This window comes from Psychromonas sp. MB-3u-54, assembly GCF_002836415.1.
GTDB lineage: Bacteria > Pseudomonadota > Gammaproteobacteria > Enterobacterales > Psychromonadaceae > Psychromonas.
This window is the reverse complement of the sequence record NZ_PJBP01000120.1, coordinates 62,052-85,598: the sequence shown is the minus strand read 5'-3', so window position 1 is coordinate 85,598 and position 23,547 is coordinate 62,052. Positions and strand designations below refer to the sequence as shown.

Here is a 23,547-nt window from a genome sequence, read left to right as displayed (position 1 = left end):
GCGCATCAAATCTGACTCCGCAAGCTGTCGCATTTTTTGCAAAACACAAAAGGCGCAAAAAAGTGCGCCAACTCGCTCCGCAGTTTATGCGGGCGTTAGCTTTTCAGAGAACCTATGAACTTTAACTATTTACCAATTTACGTTTTAACGATTGCTTTAGGTGGATCATTTTATCTTGGATACTTACCACCAATTATATTTTTGATATACGTTATCGCGAGCACTTTAACTTTTTTTATTTATGCAAAAGATAAACGGGCTGCTCAGAATGATGAATGGCGTACATCTGAGAGTACACTCCATATGTACTCATTACTTTTTGGCTGGCCTGGAGCGATAGTTGCTCAACAAAAACTCCGTCATAAAAGTAAAAAGCAAAGTTTTCGGGCAGCTTTTATGTTTACGGTACTAATAAATGTCTCATTGATTGTTGGAATGCATACTCATTCCGGCGCTAATATGTTGCGGAGTAGTACTAATAATCTGAAAAATTATATAACGAACAATGTCGATTACCAGTATGTTCGCAAGTCAGCTTTGTTTCTATTCAGCTTTCGTAATGATCATTATCTTTATTATGAAAGTGATACGTTTTATATACGAGAAAGCTAACAATGGCATTTAAACACAACTAAAACAGTTGGTTAGCTTCCGCTTAGTACACCTTACAACCAATAATTTTAGTCGGCTTAATGCGGCGTTATGTTTATTACGAGGTAGGGGCTTATATGAAAATTAGATTCATGGAAAAATCTGATTTAGAAGGTGCAGCTAGCATCCATCAATTAGCCTTCATAAGACAGAAAAACTCACTTGAATGGATACAATGCAACTTTAATGCATTTCCTCGGTTCTTGAACTTTGTTGCTGAAAAAAATGGAGAAGTGGTTGGCTATATAATTTGGGTTCAAAAAAGTGGTTTCCGTCCTGAGGCTGTTATTGAGCTTGAGCAACTCGCGGTATTGCCAAATTTTCAAGGACAGGGGATTGGTCGTAAATTGATTAATGAATCACTTCCCTTAGTCAAAAATCAGTTGTTATTGAATGGTTCGACGCTAAAGCACATTATGGTGACAACGCGTGCGGATAATTTTGCGCAGCAACTTTACAAAGAAACGTTGGGCGCTGAAATCGAAACAACAATTAAAAACCTTTATTCAGCTGATGAAGTTTTAATGATAGCGCGCAATGTAAGTATATAAAGGTAACAAGTCGTTAACGCGGACGCATAACGGTGGTCATCATTTTTTAAAAATAAAAACCGCAAAAAGAAAAAACGCAAAAATAAGACTAAGCCACGCGCCAGTTAACGATGCCTATCTGAAGCGGAGTTTACCATCTTAGCGCGTAAAGCCCCTTCATTCATGTGGGGGATATAAGCAGTAAAGTCAGAATTAAGGATAGGCATAAAGCGATCCTTAACCGCATGGCGTTTGAATCCAATCAAGTATGGAATGCTGCAAACGCTGAGACGATCGAGATTTGATTAGGCATGTCAATCAAGCAATTTTCACCTGACAAGTCACTCAAAAGGACAAATAACAGTTGGTTATTGCTCCTTCGTCGCTTGTTTTAAGCAACTATTATTTGCCTCTTAGTGAGGTGTCAGGAGTTATTAGTGTCGAAAATTGAACATTTAAATATCACAGTTCCAAATATAGATGAAGCGATCAAATTTATTCAAATAGTCGCGCCTGATTTCAAAGTAAGAAAGGATGTAAAATCATCTTCTAGTTATCGTTGGGCTCACATTGGTAATGACGAATATTATTTTGCTCTTCAGGAGCCGCATTTAGATTCAGATCCTGATAGCCCGCGGAAAACATATAAGAACTATGGTGTTAATCATATCGCAATTGTTGTTGATGACCTTCTGAAAGTCGAAAGTGATTTAGTGAAATATGGGTACAAACGAAGTATTGAAACTCCCATGGAAAAACACCGTAACAGGTTGTATTTCTTTGATGGTTTTGGGTTCGAGTGGGAGTTAATCGAGTATAGTAGCGAAAATTTCAGCGAGAAGTTTTTATACGAATAAAGGTATAATAATGCATTTCAACGCAACTAAAACAGTTGGCTCAGTTTCGCTTCGCTATACATTAAAACCAATAATTTAGTCCGCTTAAGGCGATGAGGTTGTAGAATAACTCTTTTTTTGAAATTTAAGCCGTATTTGGGAGTTGCAAATGCATTACCTAAGCACTTTAAATAGCTTAGGCTGTGTTATAGGAGCTCGTTTTTTAATGGAATTTGGCTGAAAGAGTAATTCTACAGCCTCGTTGGTATCGTTTTTTAAGTTCATCGTTTTAAAGGATTAAACTCAGACCGATGACTTATAGTGAGTATCCTGCATATTGTGACTATTTCATTGATGATTACAGTCGTGAAATTGCTGAGAATTATGGTCACTCAATGGATAGGGCTGTCGAATTAGCGAAACAAGATCTTCTTCTTAGTTTTCCTAATGGATTGGAAACTAACGAACATGAATTGTTGTGCATCGAGTCGGATTCAGAATTGGTTGGCTACTTATGGCATTCGATTAATACAGATGGCAAATCGACGTTTATTTATGACTTCTTCATTTTCTCAAATAGTCGCAATAATGGTTATGGTAAATCAGCTATTTCAGCGCTTGAGTCACAATTGAAATCGATAGGTATTGAGCAAATAAAATTACGAGTTGCGTACCAAAATCAAAGAGCTTTAAAGCTATACCAAGAAATTGGTTTTGCTATTTCTGGTTATAATATGTCAAAGAAAATAGTAAGTTAGCGTCACCGATATATCAAAGCGATCAACACGATTTTGTAGGTTTTTCTTTAGTTTCTGTGTTTAAGGCGTTAAGTTTAGGTAAGTTGCCGTAGTAATTTTATATAGCAGTAAGTTTTAATTGGTTTTCTTGCCCGCTCCTTACCCTGAAACGAGCAATTAATACCTTTATCCAATCAGCTGTTAATTAGAATCTGATTTGACATTATAGTGATAAATGACATTAACCATGCCTCTATAAACTATCTCGCCTTCCTCATTCATTAACTCTTGAACGGTAACATTAGACTCTTCTAGCGTCACACTGTCCTTTTCTCTTTTATCATTGAAGATGAGCCTAAGTTGATCACTTAATTTTGCCCCTTCATGCATGTTTTTCAAGCGCTCTAATTCTTGGAACCCAATAGAATAAGCCTGTTCTTTGGTATCAACTGTCGGCATATGGAGTGTCTTATTGTTAGTAGTATGATTATAACCAGGTAGAGCTTTTGCAGCATAAGCATTAACACTAAGTAAAAAAAGTGAAAGTGCCATCACTAGGCTTTTTGTCATTGTATTCATTGTTTTCATTTCATTCCCCCTCATTAGCTGATTAATACTTTAATAAGTATAGTACTAACTTGTGATTAAATAGAATAAAAAAATTTAACAAAAAGTGGCATAAAAATATGAAATATAGAGGGGGCTCTGGTGTCATAGGGGGCACTGATAGGGGGAGGTCTTTCGTTTCGATAAAGACCTGGCCCTCATGACAATAAACAATTGGTAAAAGCTAGATCGACATGGTCATGTTTTTTTGGCGGGTTATCTAAGGGGAAAATTCGTAAACTGCCGGACATGCCAGATGAATTAACAGTGTGCCGATGCTAAAGTTGAACAGCAGGTATTTAGCGCGGCGATCGATTGAAAGTAAAATTTTATCTTTAATGTCCGAGAATAAACTCTGCGGTATTTTCCTGCGCAGTTGAGTATGCATGAGCAGGGTATCCTGTACGGATTTATTAATAAGATGCGGGCTGATCCCTTTTCTGCTGGTTTCTACTTCCGGTAATTCAGGCATAATAATTTTCTCTTTGCACTAATATTCTCAGTGTACTGACTCTTTGGAGAGAATCTATGCTTGGTTTACCTACGTGGTTAGTTGTATTAATTGGTCTGTTATTAAATATTTCATCTGCATTAGTGACACACTTTATTATTGAAGGTAAGGATCAGCAGCTTAATATACTGTCTGCTCAGGCCGCCAGAAATAATAAAGAGATAGATCTCTTCTGGGTACAGATAGAAGGAATGGAGAGAAAGCGTGAAACGTTATATCTGTTATTAAACCAGGGTGATCTGCAGCCGAATGTTGCACTGCAATTTTCAAGATTACTGAAAACTTATCTGCATCAGGAAATCTCTGTTGCCATGTTAGCTAATATTGAGCAATTAGATTTTAAAATTAATAACTATCAAGATGATTTACGGGAAAAAATAGACGCTAAATACTTTCTTAACTTGGGGTTGGCTGAGCTGGAGATGGTATTAAAAAAGCAGATATCGCGTTTACGAAACTGGTCTATTTTTTTACAGATGATCGGTTTGTCGTTGATCTTAGCCAGAGATCTGAGCAGGAAAAGGCGAGATTAATGACAAATGTATTAAAGATGTGATCTTATATGCGTAGGAAAAATTAAGACTAGCCACTGGGGCAGGTCTTTCATTTTGCATTATCTTGTTTTTTACTCACCGCTACAATACAACTTGCTATGAACTACGTATTGTAAAATAACCGCCTGACAAGTCGTTAAACATCGCCGTATAACGGTTGCTGTACTCTAAAGGAAATTATTGATGCGTAGAGAAAATATTAAACGTTTATTTGACACTGATTTTCCTATTATCCAGTCACCAATGGCAGGGGTTCAAGATAGTCGCTTAACTATTGCTGTCTGTCAGGCTGGTGGCTTAGGCTCATTACCCTGTGGAATGCTCAGTATTGATAAAGTTATCGGTGAAATTCAGCTAATTAAGAAGGCAACGGATAAACCCTATAACCTTAATTTCTTCTGTCATGAGATGCCTGACTATGATCAAAAAAAGCAATCAAAATGGCAAGCTCAATTAAATCCGTATTTTACAGAGTTGGGTGTTGAGTGTGAGAGCCTGCCCAATAGCGCAACGCGAATACCCTTTAATCATGATGTGGCGGATGCAATTGAATCATTTCACCCTGAATTTATTAGTTTTCATTTTGGTCTTCCCGATAGGGAATTACTTGCTCGAGTAAAAAGCTGGGGAACTAAAGTTGTTTCTTCTGCCACAACCATTAAAGAAGCATTGTGGTTAGAATCTAAAGGTGTGGATGGGATAATTGCTCAAGGTTTAGAAGCGGGAGGGCACAGGGCAATGTTTTTTTCCGATGATATTTCTACTCAAGTAGGGATGTCAGCTTTAGTCCCTCAAATTGTCAATAAAGTAAGCGTGCCCGTGATCGCGGCGGGTGGTATAGCTGATAGTCAAGGAGTGCAAGCCGCTTTATTGCTTGGCGCCGGTGCGGTGCAAATTGGTACAACTTATTTGTTGTGTACAGAAGCAAAAACATCGCAATTACATCGTTCAGCACTAAAGCATTCCAAATCTCAGCATACCGCTATTACGAATATTTTTTCAGGTAGGCCGGCACGCGGCATTGTTAATCGGGCGATCAAAGAGCTTGGTTACATAAGTGCTTTCGCGCCCGATTTTCCTTACGCTTCCATTGAAATGACGCAATTACGAGGTCATTTTGAAAAGTTAGGTGTTGATGATTTTTCACCCTTATGGAGCGGACAAAACATTTCCGGCTGTAAAGAAATTTCTGCAAAGGAGTTAACATTACGGCTTGCTGCCAAGTGTTAACAAAGTAAATCAATCTGACGCAATATGGCTGTTGAGGTTTTTGCTAAAGACAAAAAGAAAAGCAGAATATACGCTGTTATTTGCTGCGTGATGTTTTCCACTAGTGCCTTCGGACTTAAATAAGCTTATTCGTTTTTATGATGAAGTGTTTTTTGTAACAAACTTAAAAGTTTTATCACAGAGGGCATAGAGGCGCTGCTCCGCGTAAAGGCAGCTATAATTGGGGATACCTTGTTTTTGCAGGCTCGATAACGGTTTTTATTCCCTAAAGCGGCTTTGTTCAACAAGGCATTTAAATGAAGCTAAAACAGTTGCTTAGGTTTCGCTTCGTCATACATTATAAGAAACTACTTCAGGCGGCGTTAGCCATCAAATTTAAGGGGATACATGAAGCTTCAGGGTAAAGTGACAAATTGGAATGATGACAAAGGATTTGGTTTTGTCGAACCCAATGGTGGTGGTGTTCGTGCTTTTGTTCATATTAAAGCTTTTAATCCTTCTTCTCGTAGGCCAGTGAATGGTGAAATCATTACCTATGAACTCGTTAGCGAAAATAATAACCGCTATAAAGCTAAGAATATTAAATTTTCCCGCGATATTAATAGCGCAAAGGGTCGAAATGGCGCGCATCGCACTAATAATAGAAATAAAAGAAAAAGCAATATACTCGGTTCTGTACTCACAGTGCTTTTCTGCATTGGATTATTAATCTCGATATTTAACGGTAAGGTGCCTGTCATTGTGGGTTTTGCATATATTATGATCAGTTTGATGACTATCCTTGTGTACGCAAAGGATAAATACTCAGCTCAAAATAATAGTTGGAGGACACCTGAAGCAACATTACATTTCTTTTCTCTCATTGGTGGGTGGCCTGGCGCTTTGTTCGCTCAAAAAAAATTGCGTCACAAGACAAGCAAGAATGAATTTATAAAAACTTATCGGATAACTGTCTTCTTGAATGTAGGTGTCTTACTAGTACTGTATACCGCTCAAGGCCAACACCTTCTTCATAATATGATTTTACCGTTGTTGAATGGCTAACAAGAGTTGAATGGCTAACAAGAGTTGAACGGCGAACAATACGTCACATATAAACGATAGGAGAACATATGGAATCATTTGAAACATTTCTGAAATTTATTAATTCTTATCCGATATGGGCAAAAACAGGGATATTTGCCGGGATTATCGTCTCCATATCGATAGCGGTGTTTGCTCCAAGAGGATCAATCGCTGAGTCTTCTGCTGTATCTAAATCTAAAGCAACAATAGATTCAAGGGTATTGTTGCTAATTGAAGACATTAAGCTATTTCCTGCTAATGAAAATATTGATATTCAACTTTATGCTGTTGTTAATGGCACTAAGTATAAACACCCAAGTGTTGCCGGTGTTGAATGGATGAAAGTAGGTCCAAATATGAGCCATCAATTAATTGAATTGCCAAAAGCTGATGGATACGAGATTCGTTTCGAACTTAAGTATAAAGGAGGGAGTGTGGTCGAAGAAAGTGCAACAAATCTAGTCGCTAAGGAGTTTGAGCATATGGCGAGTCAAATGGTTACTCAAGTGCTGGCACTCCCTTTCACAGAAACATACAATCTCTACAAAATTAAAGAGGGTTCAAGGGATTCATCGGTTAGTAGTTCAGTCAAATACACGCTTTACCAGGAATAATACATAAGAAGTCAATCGCATTACTGCTTGTCGTGCGTTGGATATCGGGCAAAAACAAATGACAGAAAATGCTGCATTATTAAAAGTCACTATTAACAATCTCTCGGTCAAAGTCGCACCTTGCTAAAGCATGCTGATACTAAAATACTCATTATTGAATTCAGCACCCTTTAAAATGTTTTTCTGTGGCGTAATACTACAAATACGCGATCATATTTGGCGATAAGGGGCGTTTTTTATTACCATAGAATTTCAAGAAATGATTGGTTGTCCAGCCTTCACTGTTTTCTAAGAAAAGAGAACCAACTTATCGGCTGGTGGGTAACGCGTTATCTGTAAGGGAATTCTCAAGTCGTTTAAACGTGCGCATAACGACTTGTTGAAGTCACTACATTGCTGAAAACTCCCCATGAAAGAGAGGAATAAAAGATGATCAGAAAATTACCCGAAAGTGAAGGTGCTACCATAGGGATCAACGTCTCTGGAAAAATAGATCTTGAACAAGAAAATCAATGGTTCGAGGTGTTTAATAAGTTGATTGAAGAACATGAGCAGATCAATATTTTAGTTGTGTTGGATGGAAAAATTAATTTTGGGCTTGATGTCGCCTATCAAGACTTGAAGTGGATATTCAAACACTTTAAAAACATCAATAAACTCGCTATTGTTTCCGAAAGTAAAAAGTTGGCATGGCTGGTGGCGGCAGACAGTCCCTTTGGGAAATTAGTCGGTGTAAGTGAAAAGCATTTTGAATTAAGTCGCTTACAAGATGCCTGGAGATGGGTCAAAGAATAGAATGCACTATGCACTTTCCCAAAACCATCAAATAAGGAAGCCTAGCGATGGAAATAATTTTAGACTCGACTATTAGATGCCTCAGTGCGGGCATAAAGAAACAGAAAAATGCCTGTTAATGCTTGCCAGTGGTTTTATAAGTGCAATGGTTGTGGCGTGCTACTTAAAGCTAAGAAAGGTGATTGTTGTGTTTTTTGTTCTTATGGCGCTATTTCATGTCCGCCAATTATTCCATGTCCGCCAATTCAGCAAGGTTCGAGCGCTTGTTGTTCGTCGTAAAACAGATTATAAGTCAAATCACTAACGCATCATGGTTGCCGTTTGCTAAAATCAAAAGCAACCTGGGCGTCAGTGTTTGCAGTGTGATGTAGCATTCAATATAAGTAGGAGTTTTTAAATGGCCAGTTCATCAATCATTATTTGGAGTATTTTGTTTAGCAGTATAGGGATGGGATTTTTAATGTATGGTAAAAAGCAAAGAGCAATTGTTCCCCTATGCGCAGGATTAGCGCTTATTGTTTTTCCCTATTTTATGACCAGCGTTTTAATGTTACTTGTCGTGGGTATTATTTTAGTCGCAATACCGTATTTTATAAGGTTGTAGTTTATTCGTTTTTGCAAACATAAAAACCGGCAAAATATTCACCACGCCTGCGTCGCTTATAGCCTCGATTGAGTATTCAATGATGAAGATGGTTTATACCAACGAAAGTCATTTTCTTGTGAACAATGTAAAAAACCTCATTGAGGCGCAAGAAATAAATACATTTATTAAAAATGAATTTGCGCAGGGGGCGATGGGGGAAATATCACCCTTCGATGCTTGGCCTGAAGTTTGGGTTTATGACGATTCAGATTTTGATCGTGCACTGGAAATCGCAACATCATCGCAGAGCAGTAGTCAAAAGAGTGATTGGATTTGTAAAAATTGTTCTGAGAAAAATGATCCTTCTTTTGAAATATGCTGGAACTGTCAGTGTGAAAACGCATAATAAGTCATTCAAGCGGGACAAAATACCCTGGCTGTTTTTGCTCCGCTCAATTTTTTAGCCAGCTATATTATAATTTAATCAGGGAGTTACAGTGGAATTTACATGGTCGAGCAATTTTAATGAAATAGATTGGAATGAATTATCCGAACTTTTTCGTATCGCACCTCTTGGTCAAAAGTCAGCAAAACATTTAGAGCTCGTGTTCAATAGCAGCTTGTTCAAGTTTATTGTGATGGATTCTGGGAAACTCATTGGTGCTGGCAGAGCATTAGCTGATGGTGCAGATTGCGCTTACATTTGTGATGTTGTCATTCATCCTGAATACCAAGGTAGAGGGGTGGGTAAGCAACTTGTTAATAAACTGATTGATGCATCTAGTGGGCATAGCAAAATAATCATGTACGCGAAGCCGGGTAAAGAAGGGTTTTATCTTGGTCTGGGTTTTAAGTTTATGACCACGGCAATGGCCATTTTTCAAAATCAACCGCTGGCTGTTAAATCTGGTCTGCTTAAATAAAACCGATAAGTTGCTGCCTTCCGACTTGATACCCTTGTCGCGCTTTTTGTTGAAAATAAAAGCCGCATCAACTGGACCGCTGGTGGCTAAGGCGTCAGATATTCACGCAGGCAGCATTGAAATATGTTGTTTAAACGCAAAGAATAAAGAGTGACAAGCTTGGAGATATTATGCGAATATCTCCTCTTTTATTGTGTACAAGGACGTTCTGTGTCATTCGCTCAAAAATATTTTTTATTATACCTTGGCTCCATGAGCTTAAGCTTAACTGGTCTGCAAAGAGTCAAAGAGGTGGTTGATGCTTAGATTTGAGCACTGTAATGTCAAAACCTGTGCGCATGAGTTACTTGCCTTAGGTAATGACAACATGAAGATGTGGTACGTGTTTGACTGGTTAACTAAACATGATGAACTGCGCCATGGCACTCAGGCCGAAATCATTAAACTTTATGCTGATCAGCAGTTAGTTGGTTATGCTCTCCTTGAAAATTACGAAGCCTCTCCTGATAAAATTGTGCATCATCAAGGTATTACATATCAGGATTTGGGTGTGATTCATTTTGTGACTGTCCATGAACACCGTAATAAAGGTTATGCCACCTTGCTGGCAAATGCTTTGTATAAAGATATGATTGAACCCATGTTGGCACGTCATCGTGATGTGCATGCTTATGTGGTTGCCACCGGCCGTGCAGTGCCGTTGATGGAGCGCACTGATATTCCTGCTATCAATCTGCTCAAGCAATTCTATTCGAATGTCTCCTTTCAAGTGAAAGTGGTGGATTACCTAAGAGCACAACAAGAAAGCGTAACAAGGCAAGATTTAGCGATCTGATTTTTAAGCTTTTGAAATAAAAAAAATAAGCTCGTAGGGTACACTGCCTATACCGAGTTGCACTGCTTGCAGTCCATAGAATGCACCCTAGCTATAATAACTAAAGCATAGGTTATAGCAATGGGCTGTTTCCCAGATTTAATCAGATATTTTCTTACAAGCTATTTACATTGTCTTTGCTTTTTATTGTAGCCTTTCCTTATGCGGGTTCATGGCTAATACCAAGCTCATAGGGTGCGCTTAGCGCACCTGTTGCTGCTGCTTGTGGTGCATAGAATCCCCTACCGATAAATACTAAGCTCGTAGGGTGCGCTCCGCGCACCGATTTCCTGCTTGCGGTGCATAGAATGCATCCTACGGATAACTAAATCATCGATTATAACAACGGACTGACCTCCATTTCATCAGCCATTTCCATCATTGCATCCGCTGTTTTTATTGTTGCCTTTCCTTGCACGGGAACATGGCTAACATGTGTGCAGGGATTCAAAAAATTTAAATCACAAACATCCTTGGGCTTATCGATGTATTTCCCTTTAATTGGGTCAGCATCATTGATGTTAAATAAATTGCTTGAACAATATATCGGCCAAAAAAAGCGTTAAATTTTTTGAGTGAATGGTAAAAATAATCAATGGAAAAAGATGAGTAAGCGGGGGGCGAATTATGAACAGATCCCAAGATAAAATAATACAATTTTTCTATATACCATCTATTGTTAAAGGGCATGGTGAAAGATTTGTAGCACCTCTAGTGAAACGTACAGAAGTCTATTCTGCAGGAAAAATAGATTAATCATAAATCATAAAACAGAAAGGAGATCGTCATGGCTAGAAAAACATTAACACATTATGCCGTTTTTCATAACGTTGGTGGTAAAACCAGCATAGCAGTGTATTACGATGGCGGGGGCGCGGATGTGATTAGAGACCTCGACTATAAAGAAGCAAGTTATATGGTGGATCTTTTACGTAATGAAAAACCCATGTCATATGATGCAAGTAGGAAAAGGTTGTCTACACTGCACCCTGAGCCTACAGGTGAAAATGAGTGATTTTTACCGTGCGAATCACGCCTGACAGATGCGATGAGCCTGCGGGGGGGGGCGTTTGTTGCATAATACGACAAGCTTCGCAACTTCGCTACGGTCTGCAGCTCAGAGCAAACCCGATTTATCCTGTCAAAGTAAATTCATTTCTATCGACTTTACGCAGCAAATAATGCCCTACAAATTTGAATATACGCTTTCACATGTTGTCGGGAATCATTTGAATTAAGTATTTTTGATGACAACTGCAATAACGGTAGTACAACAGCCTATCACTATTGGTGATGTTAAAGATTACCCGGTTTGCTTATTCACTTTATTTAGTAAGGCGTATTGTACTGGTCTGCGAAATAGACACTAAACCTCGTTGTCCGCTTCGTTGCCGACATGGCTTAATAAACCGATTTATCACTCAATTTATTCTGCCCGTTATTAAAAATAAAATAAGCCATTTAATGTCAATAAAATGTTATTTGGTTTTAAGCAAACAGGCTGAAAATAATAAAGGCAGAGAGTCACTCTGTTGTATTAAAACGTAAAGGAGAAATTAGATGAGAATAGTTCCCACTTTATCTTTCGCAGTCCTTATTTTGTCAGGTTGTACAGCGACACCCACGGGCAATATTGATGCTTTTGGCATTGCTGCTGCGGGTGTAACCAGTAAAATCGACGCAGTAATAAGTGATTATAATAAAGCCAATGTTAATGACAAACTAGTTGCTATGGCTCAGTCAAATAAGAAATATGTCAGATCAGATATGGATCCGATTAAAAATATTATTATTCGGGGTTCGGACAAAACAAACTTCGCATTATACAAAGCCAATAATGCACTTGGAGGCTATGCAACGTCTTTATCCGATTTAGCTAATGCGGGTTCGCGTGAAGAATTGGCATTGGCGGGTCTGAAATTGTCAAAATCGCTTAAGGGAATGAATGAGCAATATAAGACACTCCAAGAAACCGAAAGCGATTTAATAAGCGCAGAAAACAGTGGCAAGATAAGCCGGGTTATTACAGAAATTTCTCGTTATTACGTTGAGTACAAAAGAGGGAAAGCACTTAAGGAAATTATCATAGCAGCAGATCCCAGCGTGCAAATTATAGGGGATATAATAAATGATCAATTACTGAAGGGCGTAATAGAAGGGCGTTTGTATACCATGAAGGGAAATGAGTTGGCTGGATATTTTTCTGATTACAATACACAGACCGATAGGCTTTCATTCGCGACCAAAAAAATGATGCTGGATGAGATCTATGAAAAATATATCGCTATGGAATCCGCAACGGCAACGGTAATTCAAGCCCAACAATCAATCTTATCTGTCATGAAAGCGCATAGCATATTGACGGAGGAACTGAAAAAAAATCGTTTTAGTAGCCAAAATATAGCTAACTCTATTAAAAATATAAAAACTGTCCATAATAATTTTGACGATCTGGAAGAACTTATGCAGAACTGTGAAACAAAGATAATATCCGATGATGAGAAAGGTATTATTTGTCAATAATCCAGCTCAAATCGCTAAAAAACAAATTATTAGGAGATAAATTATGTCTAAATTATGTAAGTTGTCTGAATTAAACAAAGCAATTAACGCCTTAAACAATCTTTGGCCTTTGCTTGAAGGTGATCAGCAGAGTGATGTGCGCAGAGAACGGGATAAGCTCAATATTCTAGCATCGGAATTGGCCCATAAAACGCTACTGGAAAATACACCTGAGCTAATGGCTGCAATTGATCAATTGAATCTGCTGACACAAGCCGCAAAAGATGCAAAACAGTCAATTGATGATGTCAGCAAAAGAATTAACCAGGTAGCGAAGACGATAAAAAAGGCGAGCTCTGCCGCAGTAAAAGTGGCAAGGCTATTGTAGTGTTGTACATAGTTGTGTTGTGCATAACAATAGTCAGAACAGTTTGATGATCCAATAGCACCGTAATCGCAATACTGAAAGTGTTGATTTCGTTGTTCGATCTTCCATTTTTAGTCAATTTGATGCCGTTCATGACGCGTTCACCTGCCTACTAAGTTCATACCGGCTGCAAGGTCAATAACATGCTGAAGCGCTTCATTATTCAATACCTATCGCTTGAAGTAAATTCGGTGTATCGGATCGTTTTGCATCACTTAGACAATTTTATGTCGAATTTTAGCCATTATACTATTGCAGCGAAGACACTACTTTCGAATCTATTCATATCGGATTTTAGCCATCAAATCATTCCGGCGATGACACTATTATCAAACTAATTTAGCTGAAATATTTAGCTGCATAGCAACCGCTTTGTTATTTTGTAATTCTTCTATACCTGCCATTCTGCACACAATATGGCTAATTTATTTTCATGTTTTGAGCATCTGAAAATAAAATAACATTTAAAATTAAGTGGTTATATAAACTAAGGTATGGGATATGGTATATACTTTTAATTTATTGATTATAACTTTTGGTTCTAAAGGAGCCAGTTGAATGTTAATGAAATGTAAATTAACCTGTGCCGCGCAGATCAGCTGAAGATGAAAAATTCTATAAAATCATTAGGTTGTTCGCATATGTTGGGTTTATTTTGCAAGTTAACTAAAATTTAATTGGAGATTGATTTATGAAAGGTGTTTCGATAATAGCATTACTATTGGTATGTTTATCACCCAGTGCATTTGCACAATGGGAACTACAGGAAAGCGAATCAACTCTTAACGTTGTTTCGGTTAAGAAATCAACAGTAGGTGAGGTTCACAGCTTCAGTAAAATTAATGGTTCAATTAATGATGCTGGAGAAGTGATGGTAAATATTGATCTTGGCAGTATTGAAACAAATGTAGATGTCCGTAATGAAAGAATGAAAGCAATTCTATTTGAAACATCTGATTTTATGGAAGCAAAAATTAGTGGCTCTGTTAATGTGAATAAATTGTCAGAATTAAATGCGGGTGATACTTATATTGAATCCGTTAAATTTAATCTTTCTCTTCACGGAGTGTCACGTGAAATAACAAGCGATGTTCAAGTTACTAAGCTAAGCGGTGAAAGATTGCTGGTTACTTCTCTAAAACCTTTTATCCTTAGTGCTAATGACTACGGACTGGCAGAAGGAATAGAGATGCTGCGTACAGTGGCAAGCTTACCATCAATCAGTACAGCAGTACCGGTTACCTATAACTTTATCTTCAAGAAGTAAACGATCTCAATCATGTTTTAAAGGACTAAAACGATTAACTTCCTCAAGTTCCGGGGGAGTTATAAAATTAATGACTATCAACTAGTTTCACTCCCCAGCTATGCCGCAATATAAAATCAGCAATCAATCACCGATACTTCCATCAATATAACAAGACAAAATCAGTAATCAATCATCGATACTCCCATTAATATAACAAGACAAAATCAGCAATCAATCACCGATACTCCCACCAATATAACAAGACAAAATCAGCAATCAATCACCGATACTCCCACAATATAACAAGACAAAATCAGCAATCAATCACCGATACTCCCACCAATATAACAAGACAAAATCAGCAATCAATCACCGATACTCCCTCCAATATAACAAGACAAAATCTGCCATCAATCACCGATACTCCCTCCAATATAACAAGACAAAATCAGCAATCAATCACCGATACTCCCATTAATATAACAAGACAAAATCAGCAATCAATCACCGATACTCCCATTAATATAACAAGACAAAATCTGCAATCAATCACAGATACTCCCATCAATATAACAAGACAAGTCAATCGGGTGATACCGTTGTAGTCATTTTTCCAAAAACCAAAAATCGTAAGCAAGGTTTATCAGGCACTCAATTTAATAATGGGATCAAAATGGAACCAGATTTTTCAACACTAGCAACAACTGAATATGGGAACATATTAGGTCGAGATCAATTTATTGATATAGCGATACGTCCTCTTTTTCAGGGCATGAAACCGATATCAGGACCCGCTTATACGGTTCAATTGGCTTCAGGCGATCATTTAATGCTCCACTGTGCAATATATGAAGCGCCTAAAGGCTCAATCTTGGTCGTTGATGGTGTAGACAGTAAAAATGCTGTTGCTGGTGGTAATGTCTGTGCAATCGCTAAAAAACGGGGTATTAAAGGCTTTGTTATTGACGGCGTGATTCGGGATTTAGGTGAAATAACCGCAATGGGCTTTCCGGTTTATGCCAAGGGCGTATTTCCTGTTCCAGGCAGAAAGCAACAGTATTTCGAATTAGGTTCCCCTATCACTTGTGGCGGAGTAAAAGTTTGCACCGGAGACATTATAGTGGCAGATATCGAAGGTATTGCTGTTATTCCAAAAACCAAAGCGCTGGCAACATATCAGGCGGCGAAAGCAAAAGTGGAGTTAGAAAATAGCATGACGCTGGCTGATTGGGAAGCGGGCCACAGGTTGAAAGTACAACAAGCAATCGAAGCTGCTAAAAAAGCCTAACCAGCGGCTTAGCAAAGTATTAATGCTGTAGAATAACGCGTTTTTTATAAATTTATAAAAACGGAGAAATTCTACAAACAGGTTACAGTTTTGTTTTTTGTGCTTCTATTTCCAAAATCTGTTTGTCTATTTTCTCGGCCTCTGCACTTAGCTCAGAATAGGTTTTTATGTCACCATTTCTTTGCGCCTGCATTGCCTGCTCCAGCTTTATAGCGAGCAGTTTATTTAATTTTTTTGTCGGGTCAGATTTAAATATTGAAAACATGAATTACTCCGTTTAGTTTTTCTGTTGTCATAGATACGTTTCAATTGTCATATTGGTTTATAGTTTTTAGAAATAAAAAAAATAACAGGACGCTTAAATATATTTGAATCAGTAGTGTCTAACGAAATAGGAGTCTATATTTTATAACAATGCGGATTGAAGTGTGTCAGCGGATTTTTTACTGGTGGATGATTTTTATGCATTCGTCCCGGAAATCTGATTAATGGATTTTTAAATATTGGGACTGTATTTTTAAACAGATATTACCACCTGTCGATAGCAGGGCCAATGTCGCACCTCCCAAAACAGTTAACTTATTATTATCTTAAATAAATTGAGCATAAAAAAAGCCAGCGATTAACGCTGGCTTTTTTTATTATAAATGAATATTCAAGCTTAGAAATCTGCACTGCCCGGCGCACGCGGGAAGGCGATCACATCGCGAATATTTTGCACACCGGTCACATAGGAAACCAAGCGTTCAAAACCGAGACCAAAACCTGCATGCGGCACGGTGCCGTATTTACGCAGATCACGGTACCAGCTGTAATCTTCTTTGTTGATGCCCATTTCGTCAAAACGTTTATCCAGCGCGACTAAGTCTTCTTCACGCTGACTGCCTCCAATAATTTCACCAATGCCCGGTGCTAATACATCCATTGCAGCAACGGTTTTGCCGTCTGCGTTTAATTTCATGTAGAAGGCTTTAATATCTTTCGGGTAGTTTTGTAAAATAACCGGCGCACCAACATGCACTTCAGCAAGGTAACGTTCATGCTCAGATTGTAAATCGACGCCCCATGCAACGGGGAATTCGAATTTTTTACCGCAGTTTTGCAATATTTCAATCGCGTCGGTGTAATCCATGCGCACGAATTCTGAACTGACTATTTTTTCTAAACGCGTAATGGCTTCTTTATCGACACGTTGCGCAAAGAAAGCCATGTCATCGGCACGTTCAGTTAATACAGCATTAAAGACATATTTAAGCATATCTTCAGCAAGTTGTGCCGCATCGGCTAAATCTGCAAAGGCAATTTCAGGTTCAACCATCCAAAACTCTGCCAGATGGCGTGTTGTATGGGAATTTTCTGCCCGGAAAGTTGGACCGAAAGTGTATACCTTGCTTAAGGCGCAGGCATAGGTTTCTGCATTTAACTGCCCCGATACCGTTAAGAACGTTTCTTTACCAAAAAAGTCTTTTTTATAATCAATCGCACCAGTATCATTTTTCGGTAAATTTTCTAAATCCAGGGTGCTGACGCGGAACATTTCGCCGGCGCCTTCAGCATCACTGCCGGTAATGATTGGAGTACTGATCCAGTTAAAACCTTTTTCATAAAAGAAGTTGTGCATCGCATGTGACAGGCAGTTACGAACCCGTGTCACCGCACCAAACATATTGGTACGTGCGCGAAGGTGTGCATGCTCGCGCATATATTCAATGCTGTGACGTTTTGCAGACATTGGGTAGGTATCAGGATCCTGAACAAAACCTAATACTTCAACCTGTGTTGCCTGAATTTCAAATTGTTGACCTTTCCCCGGGCTTTCGACTAACTCGCCCGTTACTTGAACAGAACAACCGGCGGTCAAATTGAGCACTTCAGCGCTGTAATTTTCTAATGCGGCAGGAACAACAGCCTGGATAGGGTCAAAACATGAACCATCATAAATAGCTAAAAAAGAAATACCGGCTTTTGAATCGCGACGAGTACGAATCCAGCCTTGAACTGTTACTTCTGTACCGATCGGGAATTTACTGTTGAATATTTCAACAATCGCTGTTTTTGACATTAGAATTAGTGCTCCGTAATCACCATTGGCAGTGATTTAACTTTAAAAATAGTAGGGGCATATATTACCTAGGCTAGGCGTAGATACAAGTCTATCCTTAAATAATGCAGTCGTTTTATTACACTTTATTTGCCGTGCTTTATAGAGAACGAACCAACTCATTATTAATAATGAGCTAATTACTCTTTATTTCTTACTTAACAATGCGGAAGTGGTTTTATTACACTTTATTTGCTGCACTTTGTCGTTCGGTAATAGATAACGAACCAACAGTTTATTAATAATGAGCTAATCACTCCTCATTTTTCCTTTGAAAAAATTGATCCTCAATTTAATGGCAGTCTTATTTGAGCCAACTAGACGAACCATGACAACAAACGCATAGCTCGTGGGGTGCATTCGATGCCTGTTCGCGGTGCATCGAATGCACCCTACCTATTTACTCTTCAAAATCATCCCGACGGCTTTGTGAGCGTAAATTTAATGCGTTTGCTATCATTCCCCATTTATTACCAATCACAGGTCACAGGCTTCTTCACTGACTATGCTGTAAATGGCGTGGCACAAGAGTTGTAACTGCTCTGAGCTAATAATATAGGGAGGCATAATATAAATCAGCTTGCCAAAGGGGCGTATCCACACACCAAGTTCAACAAACTTTTTCTGCACTATGGCGACATCGACGGCTTTTTTAAGCTCTACAACGCCTATTGCACCGAGCACTCGAACCGACTGCACTTGTGCAAGTTTTTCACAGGGAGCGAGATAACGCTTTAAGTTGGCTTCAATGTTTAATACTGTGCTTTGCCAGTCGAAGGTTAAGAGTTTGTCAATATTTGCATTGGCCACGGCACAGGCAAGCGGATTACCCATAAAGGTTGGCCCGTGCATAAATACCCCTGCTTTACCGCGGCTGATGGTTTCGGCTATTTCGGAAGTGGCTAAAGTCGCCGCTAAACTCATATAACCGCCGGTAATGGCTTTACCTACACAGATGATATCGGGACTGATATCGGCATGTTCACAGGCAAAGAGTTTACCGGTACGGCCAAAACCCGTCGCAATTTCATCGGCAATCAGCAACAGCTCATATTTATCACAAAGCGCACGAACACCTTTTAAATACTCACTGTGGTAAAAATACATGCCGCCCGCGCCTTGTACTATAGGTTCAAGAATAATAGCCGCAATATTGGCATGATTGTTTTCAACCAGCAGAGTTATGTCATCAAGTGCGGCGGCATCCCAGGGTTGGTCAAAGGCAATGCCGGGTTGAGGGGCAAATATCTGTTTGGCTAAAAAGTCATGATATAACTCATGCATAGAGCCTTCCGGGTCGGTCACACTCATTGCCCCGAAAGTATCCCCATGATAACCATTGCGCACGGTTAAAAATTGGCTTTTAGGTTTTTCTAATGCGTGCCAATACTGCAATGCCATTTTCAAAGCCACTTCGACACTGACGCTGCCCGAATCCGATAAAAAAACTTTCTCCAATCCGGCTGGGGTGATTGCCACTAATTTTTTAGCCAAATCGATAGCGGGCTGATGGGTTAAACCGCCAAACATAACGTGGGACATTTTATCTATTTGCAGCTTTGCGGCAGTATTTAATTCCGGCACATTATAACCAAATAAACACGCCCACCAGGATGACATGCCATCAATTAATTGTTTGCCGTTATCCAGGGTCAATAAGCATTTATCTGCCGAAACAACAGCGTAACAGGGCAGTGGATTAATCATTGAGGTATAGGGATGCCATAAATGTTTATTATCATATTGCAGGTCAAGGCTCATAACGCTCACTTATTAGTCAGATGTAAAGATATAATGGTGTAAAAGTTGACAGTGTATCTTTCCACATTAAACTAACCAAATATTTTATAGGCAATTAAAGACAATAGAGGGAACTAAATGATCAATACCAGCAGAATTCGCTCAAATCCAACGGTTTCGAAAATTGAACAACTGTTTGTATTACCGTTTAGAGACACCTCAAAGGAAACTAAATAAATGATCAATACCATAATAATTCGCTTAAATAGAACGGTTTTAAAAGTTGATCAATTGTTTGCATTACCGTTTACAGACACCTCAAAGGAAACTAAATAAATGACAAATAACACAAAAATTCGCCAAAACTGGACGGTTGCAGAAGTTGATCAACTGTTTGAAATGCCGTTTATGGATCTGGTTTTTCAAGCGCAAACAACGCACCGGGCAAATTTCCCTGTAAACGAAGTACAAGTAAGTACTCTCCTATCGATTAAAACCGGGGCTTGTCCTGAAGACTGTAAATATTGCCCGCAAAGTGCACGTTATAATACCGGGCTTGCAAAAGAACAGTTAATTGAAGTTGCCAAGGTGGTTAAGGCGGCTAAAGAAGCAAAAGCTACTGGCTCAACCCGTTTTTGTATGGGCGCTGCATGGAAAAATCCTAAACAAAGGGATATGCCTTATTTACTGGAGATGATAAAAGAGGTGAGATCATTAGGCCTTGAGTCATGTATGACACTAGGGATGTTAGATAACGATCAGGCTGAACAGCTTTCCGATGCCGGTTTAGATTATTACAATCATAACTTAGATACCTCACCTGAATATTATGACAAAATCATTACCACCCGCACCTATCAGGATCGTCTTGATACGCTGGAGAATGTGCGTAATTCTGGTATGAAAGTCTGTAGTGGCGGGATAGTTGGTTTAGGGGAAGGGGGCTCGGACCGTTCTGGTTTATTGGTACAATTGGCCAATCTGCCTCAGCAACCTGAAAGTGTGCCTATTAATAAATTAGTCAAGGTAAAAGGCACTCCACTTGAAAATGCTGACGATCTTGATGATTTTACTTTTATTAAAACCATCGCCATCGCACGTATCTTAATGCCTAAGTCTCACGTGCGCTTATCTGCGGGCCGTGATGATATGAATGAACAAACCCAAGCCTTATGCTTTATGGCCGGTGCCAATTCAATATTTTACGGCTGTAAACTATTAACTACTGCAAATCCCGATGAAAACTCAGATACGCGTTTATTTGAAAAATTGGGAATAAATAAAGAAGCGATTAATTTTTCGCCCTCTGAAGCTGAAAAAAAGGTGGATGCCGCGATTGTACGTTTTAATGAAAAAGATGAGCTGTTTTTTGATGCGACCAGTAAAGCATAAACCATGGCTTTTAATTTTATCAATGAGCAACTAGCAGAGCGCCATCAGCAGGGGTTGTATCGTTCTGCAACCACTATGTCTGGCGCACAGGGCCGTTTGCTTCGGGTAGCCGATAAAACCTATTTAAACTTTTCCAGTAATGATTATTTAGGAATGGCCGCTGATCCTGATCTTATTAAAGCCTGGCAAAAGGGGGCTGAGCTTTACGGTATAGGCAGTGGCGGCTCTTATCTGGTGACCGGGTTTAACCAAGCACATCAAGAACTTTGTGATCAGCTTAAATTATGGCTAGGGGTTGAATCCGTTGCCCTGTTTAGCTCCGGTTATTCGGCTAATCAGGCGATTATAAAACTGCTTCTGAAAAAACCGGATCTGTTATTTCAAGATAAGCTTAATCATGCCTCCTTAATGGAAGCCGCGCTTTTATCCGATTGTACAATGCGACGTTTTAAGCACAATAATATGGATCATTTGGAAAGCTTGTTAAGTATTAGCAATAAGAGCAGTAGACTTGATGCCAATAAGTTAATTATCAGTGAAGGTGTCTTTAGCATGGACGGTGATACCGCCCCGGTTAAGACTTTGCATGCAACAGCTAAAAAATACGATGCCTGGTTAATGATTGATGATGCTCACGGCTTAGGGGTCGTAGGTGAAAATGGCAAAGGCAGTGCGCAGGCTTGTGGTATTGCCAATAATAACTTACAAATCTATATGGCAACCTTTGGCAAAGCGTTAGGGGTTGGTGGCGCTTTTGTTGCGGGCAGTAAAGACTTGATAAACTATATAAATAATTTCTCTAAACCCTATATTTACAGCACCGGCCTTCCTCCTGCGATGGCTTATACTATTACTGCCGCGGTTAAAATGGCAGAAACACAGGATTGGCGGCGTGATAAATTGCAAATGTTAATAACCACCTTTAGAAAGACAGCGACAAACTTGGGTATTAGCCTTGCCGATTCGCGAACGGCCATTCAGCCTATTATTATTGGAGACAGTATTAAAACGCTGCGCATAGCGGATAAATTAAAAACCCTTGGATTTTGGACGACTGCTATTCGTCCTCCCACTGTGCCTGTTGGAACCGCCCGGTTAAGAATTACATTAACAGTGAATCATGAAGAGAATGATGTTGTGCAGTTAGTGAATGCAATATACAGGGTGCTTAATAAGAAATCTTAATAACAAATAGTGTGAAGTTTAAAATAGATAAAATACGGGTAGCTAACGCCTTAACAGTGAACACAATATATAGAGCGCTTAATGACAGATAATAGTCTGAAGTTAAAATACGGGTAGCTAACGCCTTAACAGTGAACACAATATATAGAGCGCTTAATGACAGATAATAATGTGAAGTTTAATAGAGATAAAATACTACTGGTTTCTAACTCCTTAACAGTGAATGCAATATATAGAGCGCTTAATGACAAATAGTGTCAAATTTACAATAGATAAAATCGCCGTCGCTAACTCTTTTTCTAAAGCGGCATTACATTATGATCAATTTGCACAGTTACAACGTGATATTGGTAATAGGCTTTTCACTTCATTAGACACCTGTTCATTAGATAGCAGGGAGCCGGGTAACTGTTTGGATCTCGGCTGTGGAACAGGCTACTTTAGTGGAAAATTAATTAATGAACAGAAAATAAAAGAAGTTATTTGTTTTGATCTGTCGAGCGGTATGCTTAACGTTTTACAAAACAAGCTTTTGCAAAACAAGCGACCTTTATCTCTTCGCTGTATACAGGGGGACATGGATTTTATACCTTTTTCTGATAATCAATTCTCCACTATATTTTCAAATCTCGCTGTGCAGTGGAGCAGTGATCTTAGTCGAATGCTGATCCAATTAAAACGTATCTTAGCATCGGGGGGAGAATTGAATTTTTCTACCTTATTAGCGGGATCATTAAAAGAGTTAAGTGATGCCTGGTTAACGCTTGATAGCTATCCGCATACTAATACATTTTTAACTCTGGCAGACATTCAACAGATGTTAGCAGAAGTAGGTTTCACTAAAGTGACTATTGAGACCGAAACCATTACCCTTTATTATCAAAATGTACTCGATCTAATGCGCGATCTAAAGGGAATAGGGGCCAATCAGGTACATGGACATCACCTGCATAAATCACAAGGGCGCTCTTTAATCAATAAACTTGAATTAGGTTATGCTAAAGATAAAACCAGATCGGGTTTATTACCTCTCTCATACCAAGTTTGTTACATAAAAGCGATTAAGTAATATGAATGTTATAGCGTTATTACTACATTATTACTACATTAATTTCATACCAAGTTTGTTATATAAAAGCGATTAAGTAATA

27 protein-coding genes are annotated in these 23,547 nt (G+C 38.8%); 22 read left to right on the top strand and 5 right to left on the bottom strand.

All coding sequences use genetic code 11. The features are described 5' to 3' along the window. The first annotated feature begins 114 nt into the window (after positions 1–114). From CXF72_RS08165 to CXF72_RS08150, 4 genes are all read left to right on the top strand, one after another. On the top strand, positions 115–612 hold the full coding sequence (locus CXF72_RS08165) for a DUF1294 domain-containing protein (protein WP_101038474.1): 498 nt from the start codon (positions 115–117) through the stop codon (positions 610–612). Positions 613–728: 116 nt separating this feature from the next. Further along, a complete protein-coding gene (locus CXF72_RS08160; protein ID WP_198552535.1) occupies positions 729–1,202 on the top strand; it encodes a GNAT family N-acetyltransferase in 474 nt (157 codons plus the stop codon). 416 nt (positions 1,203–1,618) lie between these two features. Next, positions 1,619–2,038, top strand: a complete 420-nt coding sequence (locus CXF72_RS08155; protein ID WP_101038473.1) for a VOC family protein — start codon at positions 1,619–1,621, stop codon at positions 2,036–2,038. A 275-nt stretch (positions 2,039–2,313) separates the two neighbouring features. Next, positions 2,314–2,775 (top strand): GNAT family N-acetyltransferase, encoded by a 462-nt coding sequence (locus tag CXF72_RS08150; RefSeq protein ID WP_332870226.1) that lies wholly within the window; start codon positions 2,314–2,316, stop codon positions 2,773–2,775. A gap of 180 nt (positions 2,776–2,955) precedes the next feature. Here CXF72_RS08150 and CXF72_RS08145 read toward each other — a convergent pair whose 3' ends face one another. Together CXF72_RS08145 and CXF72_RS08140 are read right to left on the bottom strand one after the other, a co-directional pair. After that, positions 2,956–3,342, bottom strand: a complete 387-nt coding sequence (locus CXF72_RS08145) for a DUF3316 domain-containing protein (RefSeq protein WP_157823216.1) — start codon at positions 3,340–3,342, stop codon at positions 2,956–2,958. 238 nt (positions 3,343–3,580) lie between these two features. After that, positions 3,581–3,832 carry a DNA-formamidopyrimidine glycosylase family protein gene (locus tag CXF72_RS08140; RefSeq protein ID WP_232784915.1) on the bottom strand — a complete coding sequence of 84 codons (252 nt, stop codon included), beginning with the start codon at positions 3,830–3,832 and terminating at the stop codon, positions 3,581–3,583. A gap of 56 nt (positions 3,833–3,888) precedes the next feature. Between CXF72_RS08140 and CXF72_RS08135 the strand changes: the two genes are divergently transcribed. From CXF72_RS08135 to CXF72_RS08065, 15 genes are all read left to right on the top strand, one after another. Next, on the top strand, positions 3,889–4,404 hold the full coding sequence (locus CXF72_RS08135) for a hypothetical protein (RefSeq protein WP_101038470.1): 516 nt from the start codon (positions 3,889–3,891) through the stop codon (positions 4,402–4,404). 204 nt (positions 4,405–4,608) lie between these two features. Continuing rightward, positions 4,609–5,655 carry an NAD(P)H-dependent flavin oxidoreductase gene (locus CXF72_RS08130; RefSeq protein ID WP_101038469.1) on the top strand — a complete coding sequence of 349 codons (1,047 nt, stop codon included), beginning with the start codon at positions 4,609–4,611 and terminating at the stop codon, positions 5,653–5,655. A 387-nt stretch (positions 5,656–6,042) separates the two neighbouring features. Then, positions 6,043–6,699 carry a DUF1294 domain-containing protein gene (locus CXF72_RS08125; protein ID WP_101038468.1) on the top strand — a complete coding sequence of 219 codons (657 nt, stop codon included), beginning with the start codon at positions 6,043–6,045 and terminating at the stop codon, positions 6,697–6,699. 68 nt (positions 6,700–6,767) lie between these two features. Further along, a complete protein-coding gene (locus tag CXF72_RS08120) occupies positions 6,768–7,334 on the top strand; it encodes a hypothetical protein (protein WP_101038467.1) in 567 nt (188 codons plus the stop codon). Positions 7,335–7,763: 429 nt separating this feature from the next. Then, positions 7,764–8,129 carry an STAS/SEC14 domain-containing protein gene (locus CXF72_RS08115; protein WP_101038466.1) on the top strand — a complete coding sequence of 122 codons (366 nt, stop codon included), beginning with the start codon at positions 7,764–7,766 and terminating at the stop codon, positions 8,127–8,129. A gap of 108 nt (positions 8,130–8,237) precedes the next feature. Continuing rightward, on the top strand, positions 8,238–8,408 hold the full coding sequence (locus tag CXF72_RS20020) for a GDCCVxC domain-containing (seleno)protein (protein ID WP_269801166.1): 171 nt from the start codon (positions 8,238–8,240) through the stop codon (positions 8,406–8,408). Positions 8,409–8,526: 118 nt separating this feature from the next. Beyond that, positions 8,527–8,733 carry a hypothetical protein gene (locus tag CXF72_RS08105; protein ID WP_101038465.1) on the top strand — a complete coding sequence of 69 codons (207 nt, stop codon included), beginning with the start codon at positions 8,527–8,529 and terminating at the stop codon, positions 8,731–8,733. A gap of 79 nt (positions 8,734–8,812) precedes the next feature. Beyond that, positions 8,813–9,121, top strand: coding sequence for a putative signal transducing protein (locus CXF72_RS08100; RefSeq protein ID WP_332870225.1), 309 nt, complete (start codon positions 8,813–8,815; stop codon positions 9,119–9,121). A 91-nt stretch (positions 9,122–9,212) separates the two neighbouring features. Beyond that, entirely contained in the window at positions 9,213–9,638 is a 426-nt protein-coding gene (locus CXF72_RS08095; protein ID WP_101038464.1) for a GNAT family N-acetyltransferase, read from the top strand. Between the two features lie 298 nt (positions 9,639–9,936). Then, a complete protein-coding gene (locus tag CXF72_RS08090) occupies positions 9,937–10,473 on the top strand; it encodes a GNAT family N-acetyltransferase (protein ID WP_101038463.1) in 537 nt (178 codons plus the stop codon). Between the two features lie 826 nt (positions 10,474–11,299). Continuing rightward, positions 11,300–11,527: a hypothetical protein gene (locus CXF72_RS08085; RefSeq protein ID WP_101038462.1), complete on the top strand. Its 228-nt coding sequence runs from the start codon at positions 11,300–11,302 to the stop codon at positions 11,525–11,527. Positions 11,528–12,072: 545 nt separating this feature from the next. Then, positions 12,073–13,035: a hypothetical protein gene (locus CXF72_RS08080; RefSeq protein WP_101038461.1), complete on the top strand. Its 963-nt coding sequence runs from the start codon at positions 12,073–12,075 to the stop codon at positions 13,033–13,035. Positions 13,036–13,078: 43 nt separating this feature from the next. Further along, positions 13,079–13,402 carry a hypothetical protein gene (locus tag CXF72_RS08075; RefSeq protein WP_101038460.1) on the top strand — a complete coding sequence of 108 codons (324 nt, stop codon included), beginning with the start codon at positions 13,079–13,081 and terminating at the stop codon, positions 13,400–13,402. A 730-nt stretch (positions 13,403–14,132) separates the two neighbouring features. Next, positions 14,133–14,708, top strand: coding sequence for a YceI family protein (locus tag CXF72_RS08070; RefSeq protein ID WP_101038458.1), 576 nt, complete (start codon positions 14,133–14,135; stop codon positions 14,706–14,708). Positions 14,709–15,363: 655 nt separating this feature from the next. Beyond that, the gene (locus tag CXF72_RS08065; protein ID WP_101038456.1) at positions 15,364–15,978 is read left to right on the top strand and encodes an RraA family protein; all 615 of its coding nucleotides are present in this window, start codon (positions 15,364–15,366) and stop codon (positions 15,976–15,978) included. Positions 15,979–16,060: 82 nt separating this feature from the next. Here CXF72_RS08065 and CXF72_RS08060 read toward each other — a convergent pair whose 3' ends face one another. The 3 genes from CXF72_RS08060 to bioA form a co-directional block, all read right to left on the bottom strand. Then, positions 16,061–16,243 carry a DUF6435 family protein gene (locus tag CXF72_RS08060; RefSeq protein ID WP_101038454.1) on the bottom strand — a complete coding sequence of 61 codons (183 nt, stop codon included), beginning with the start codon at positions 16,241–16,243 and terminating at the stop codon, positions 16,061–16,063. A gap of 396 nt (positions 16,244–16,639) precedes the next feature. Further along, positions 16,640–18,040 carry an asparagine--tRNA ligase gene (gene asnS / locus CXF72_RS08055; RefSeq protein ID WP_101038452.1) on the bottom strand — a complete coding sequence of 467 codons (1,401 nt, stop codon included), beginning with the start codon at positions 18,038–18,040 and terminating at the stop codon, positions 16,640–16,642. A gap of 516 nt (positions 18,041–18,556) precedes the next feature. Then, positions 18,557–19,840, bottom strand: a complete 1,284-nt coding sequence (gene bioA, locus CXF72_RS08050) for an adenosylmethionine--8-amino-7-oxononanoate transaminase (protein WP_101038450.1) — start codon at positions 19,838–19,840, stop codon at positions 18,557–18,559. 315 nt (positions 19,841–20,155) lie between these two features. Between bioA and bioB the strand changes: the two genes are divergently transcribed. The 3 genes from bioB (at position 20,156) to bioC (ending at position 23,465) form a co-directional block, all read left to right on the top strand. After that, positions 20,156–21,211, top strand: coding sequence for a biotin synthase BioB (gene bioB / locus CXF72_RS08045; RefSeq protein WP_101038448.1), 1,056 nt, complete (start codon positions 20,156–20,158; stop codon positions 21,209–21,211). A gap of 3 nt (positions 21,212–21,214) precedes the next feature. Continuing rightward, positions 21,215–22,396, top strand: a complete 1,182-nt coding sequence (gene bioF / locus CXF72_RS08040; RefSeq protein ID WP_101038446.1) for an 8-amino-7-oxononanoate synthase — start codon at positions 21,215–21,217, stop codon at positions 22,394–22,396. 244 nt (positions 22,397–22,640) lie between these two features. Beyond that, positions 22,641–23,465 (top strand): malonyl-ACP O-methyltransferase BioC, encoded by an 825-nt coding sequence (gene bioC / locus CXF72_RS08035; RefSeq protein ID WP_232784914.1) that lies wholly within the window; start codon positions 22,641–22,643, stop codon positions 23,463–23,465. The last annotated feature ends 82 nt before the right edge of the window (positions 23,466–23,547 follow it).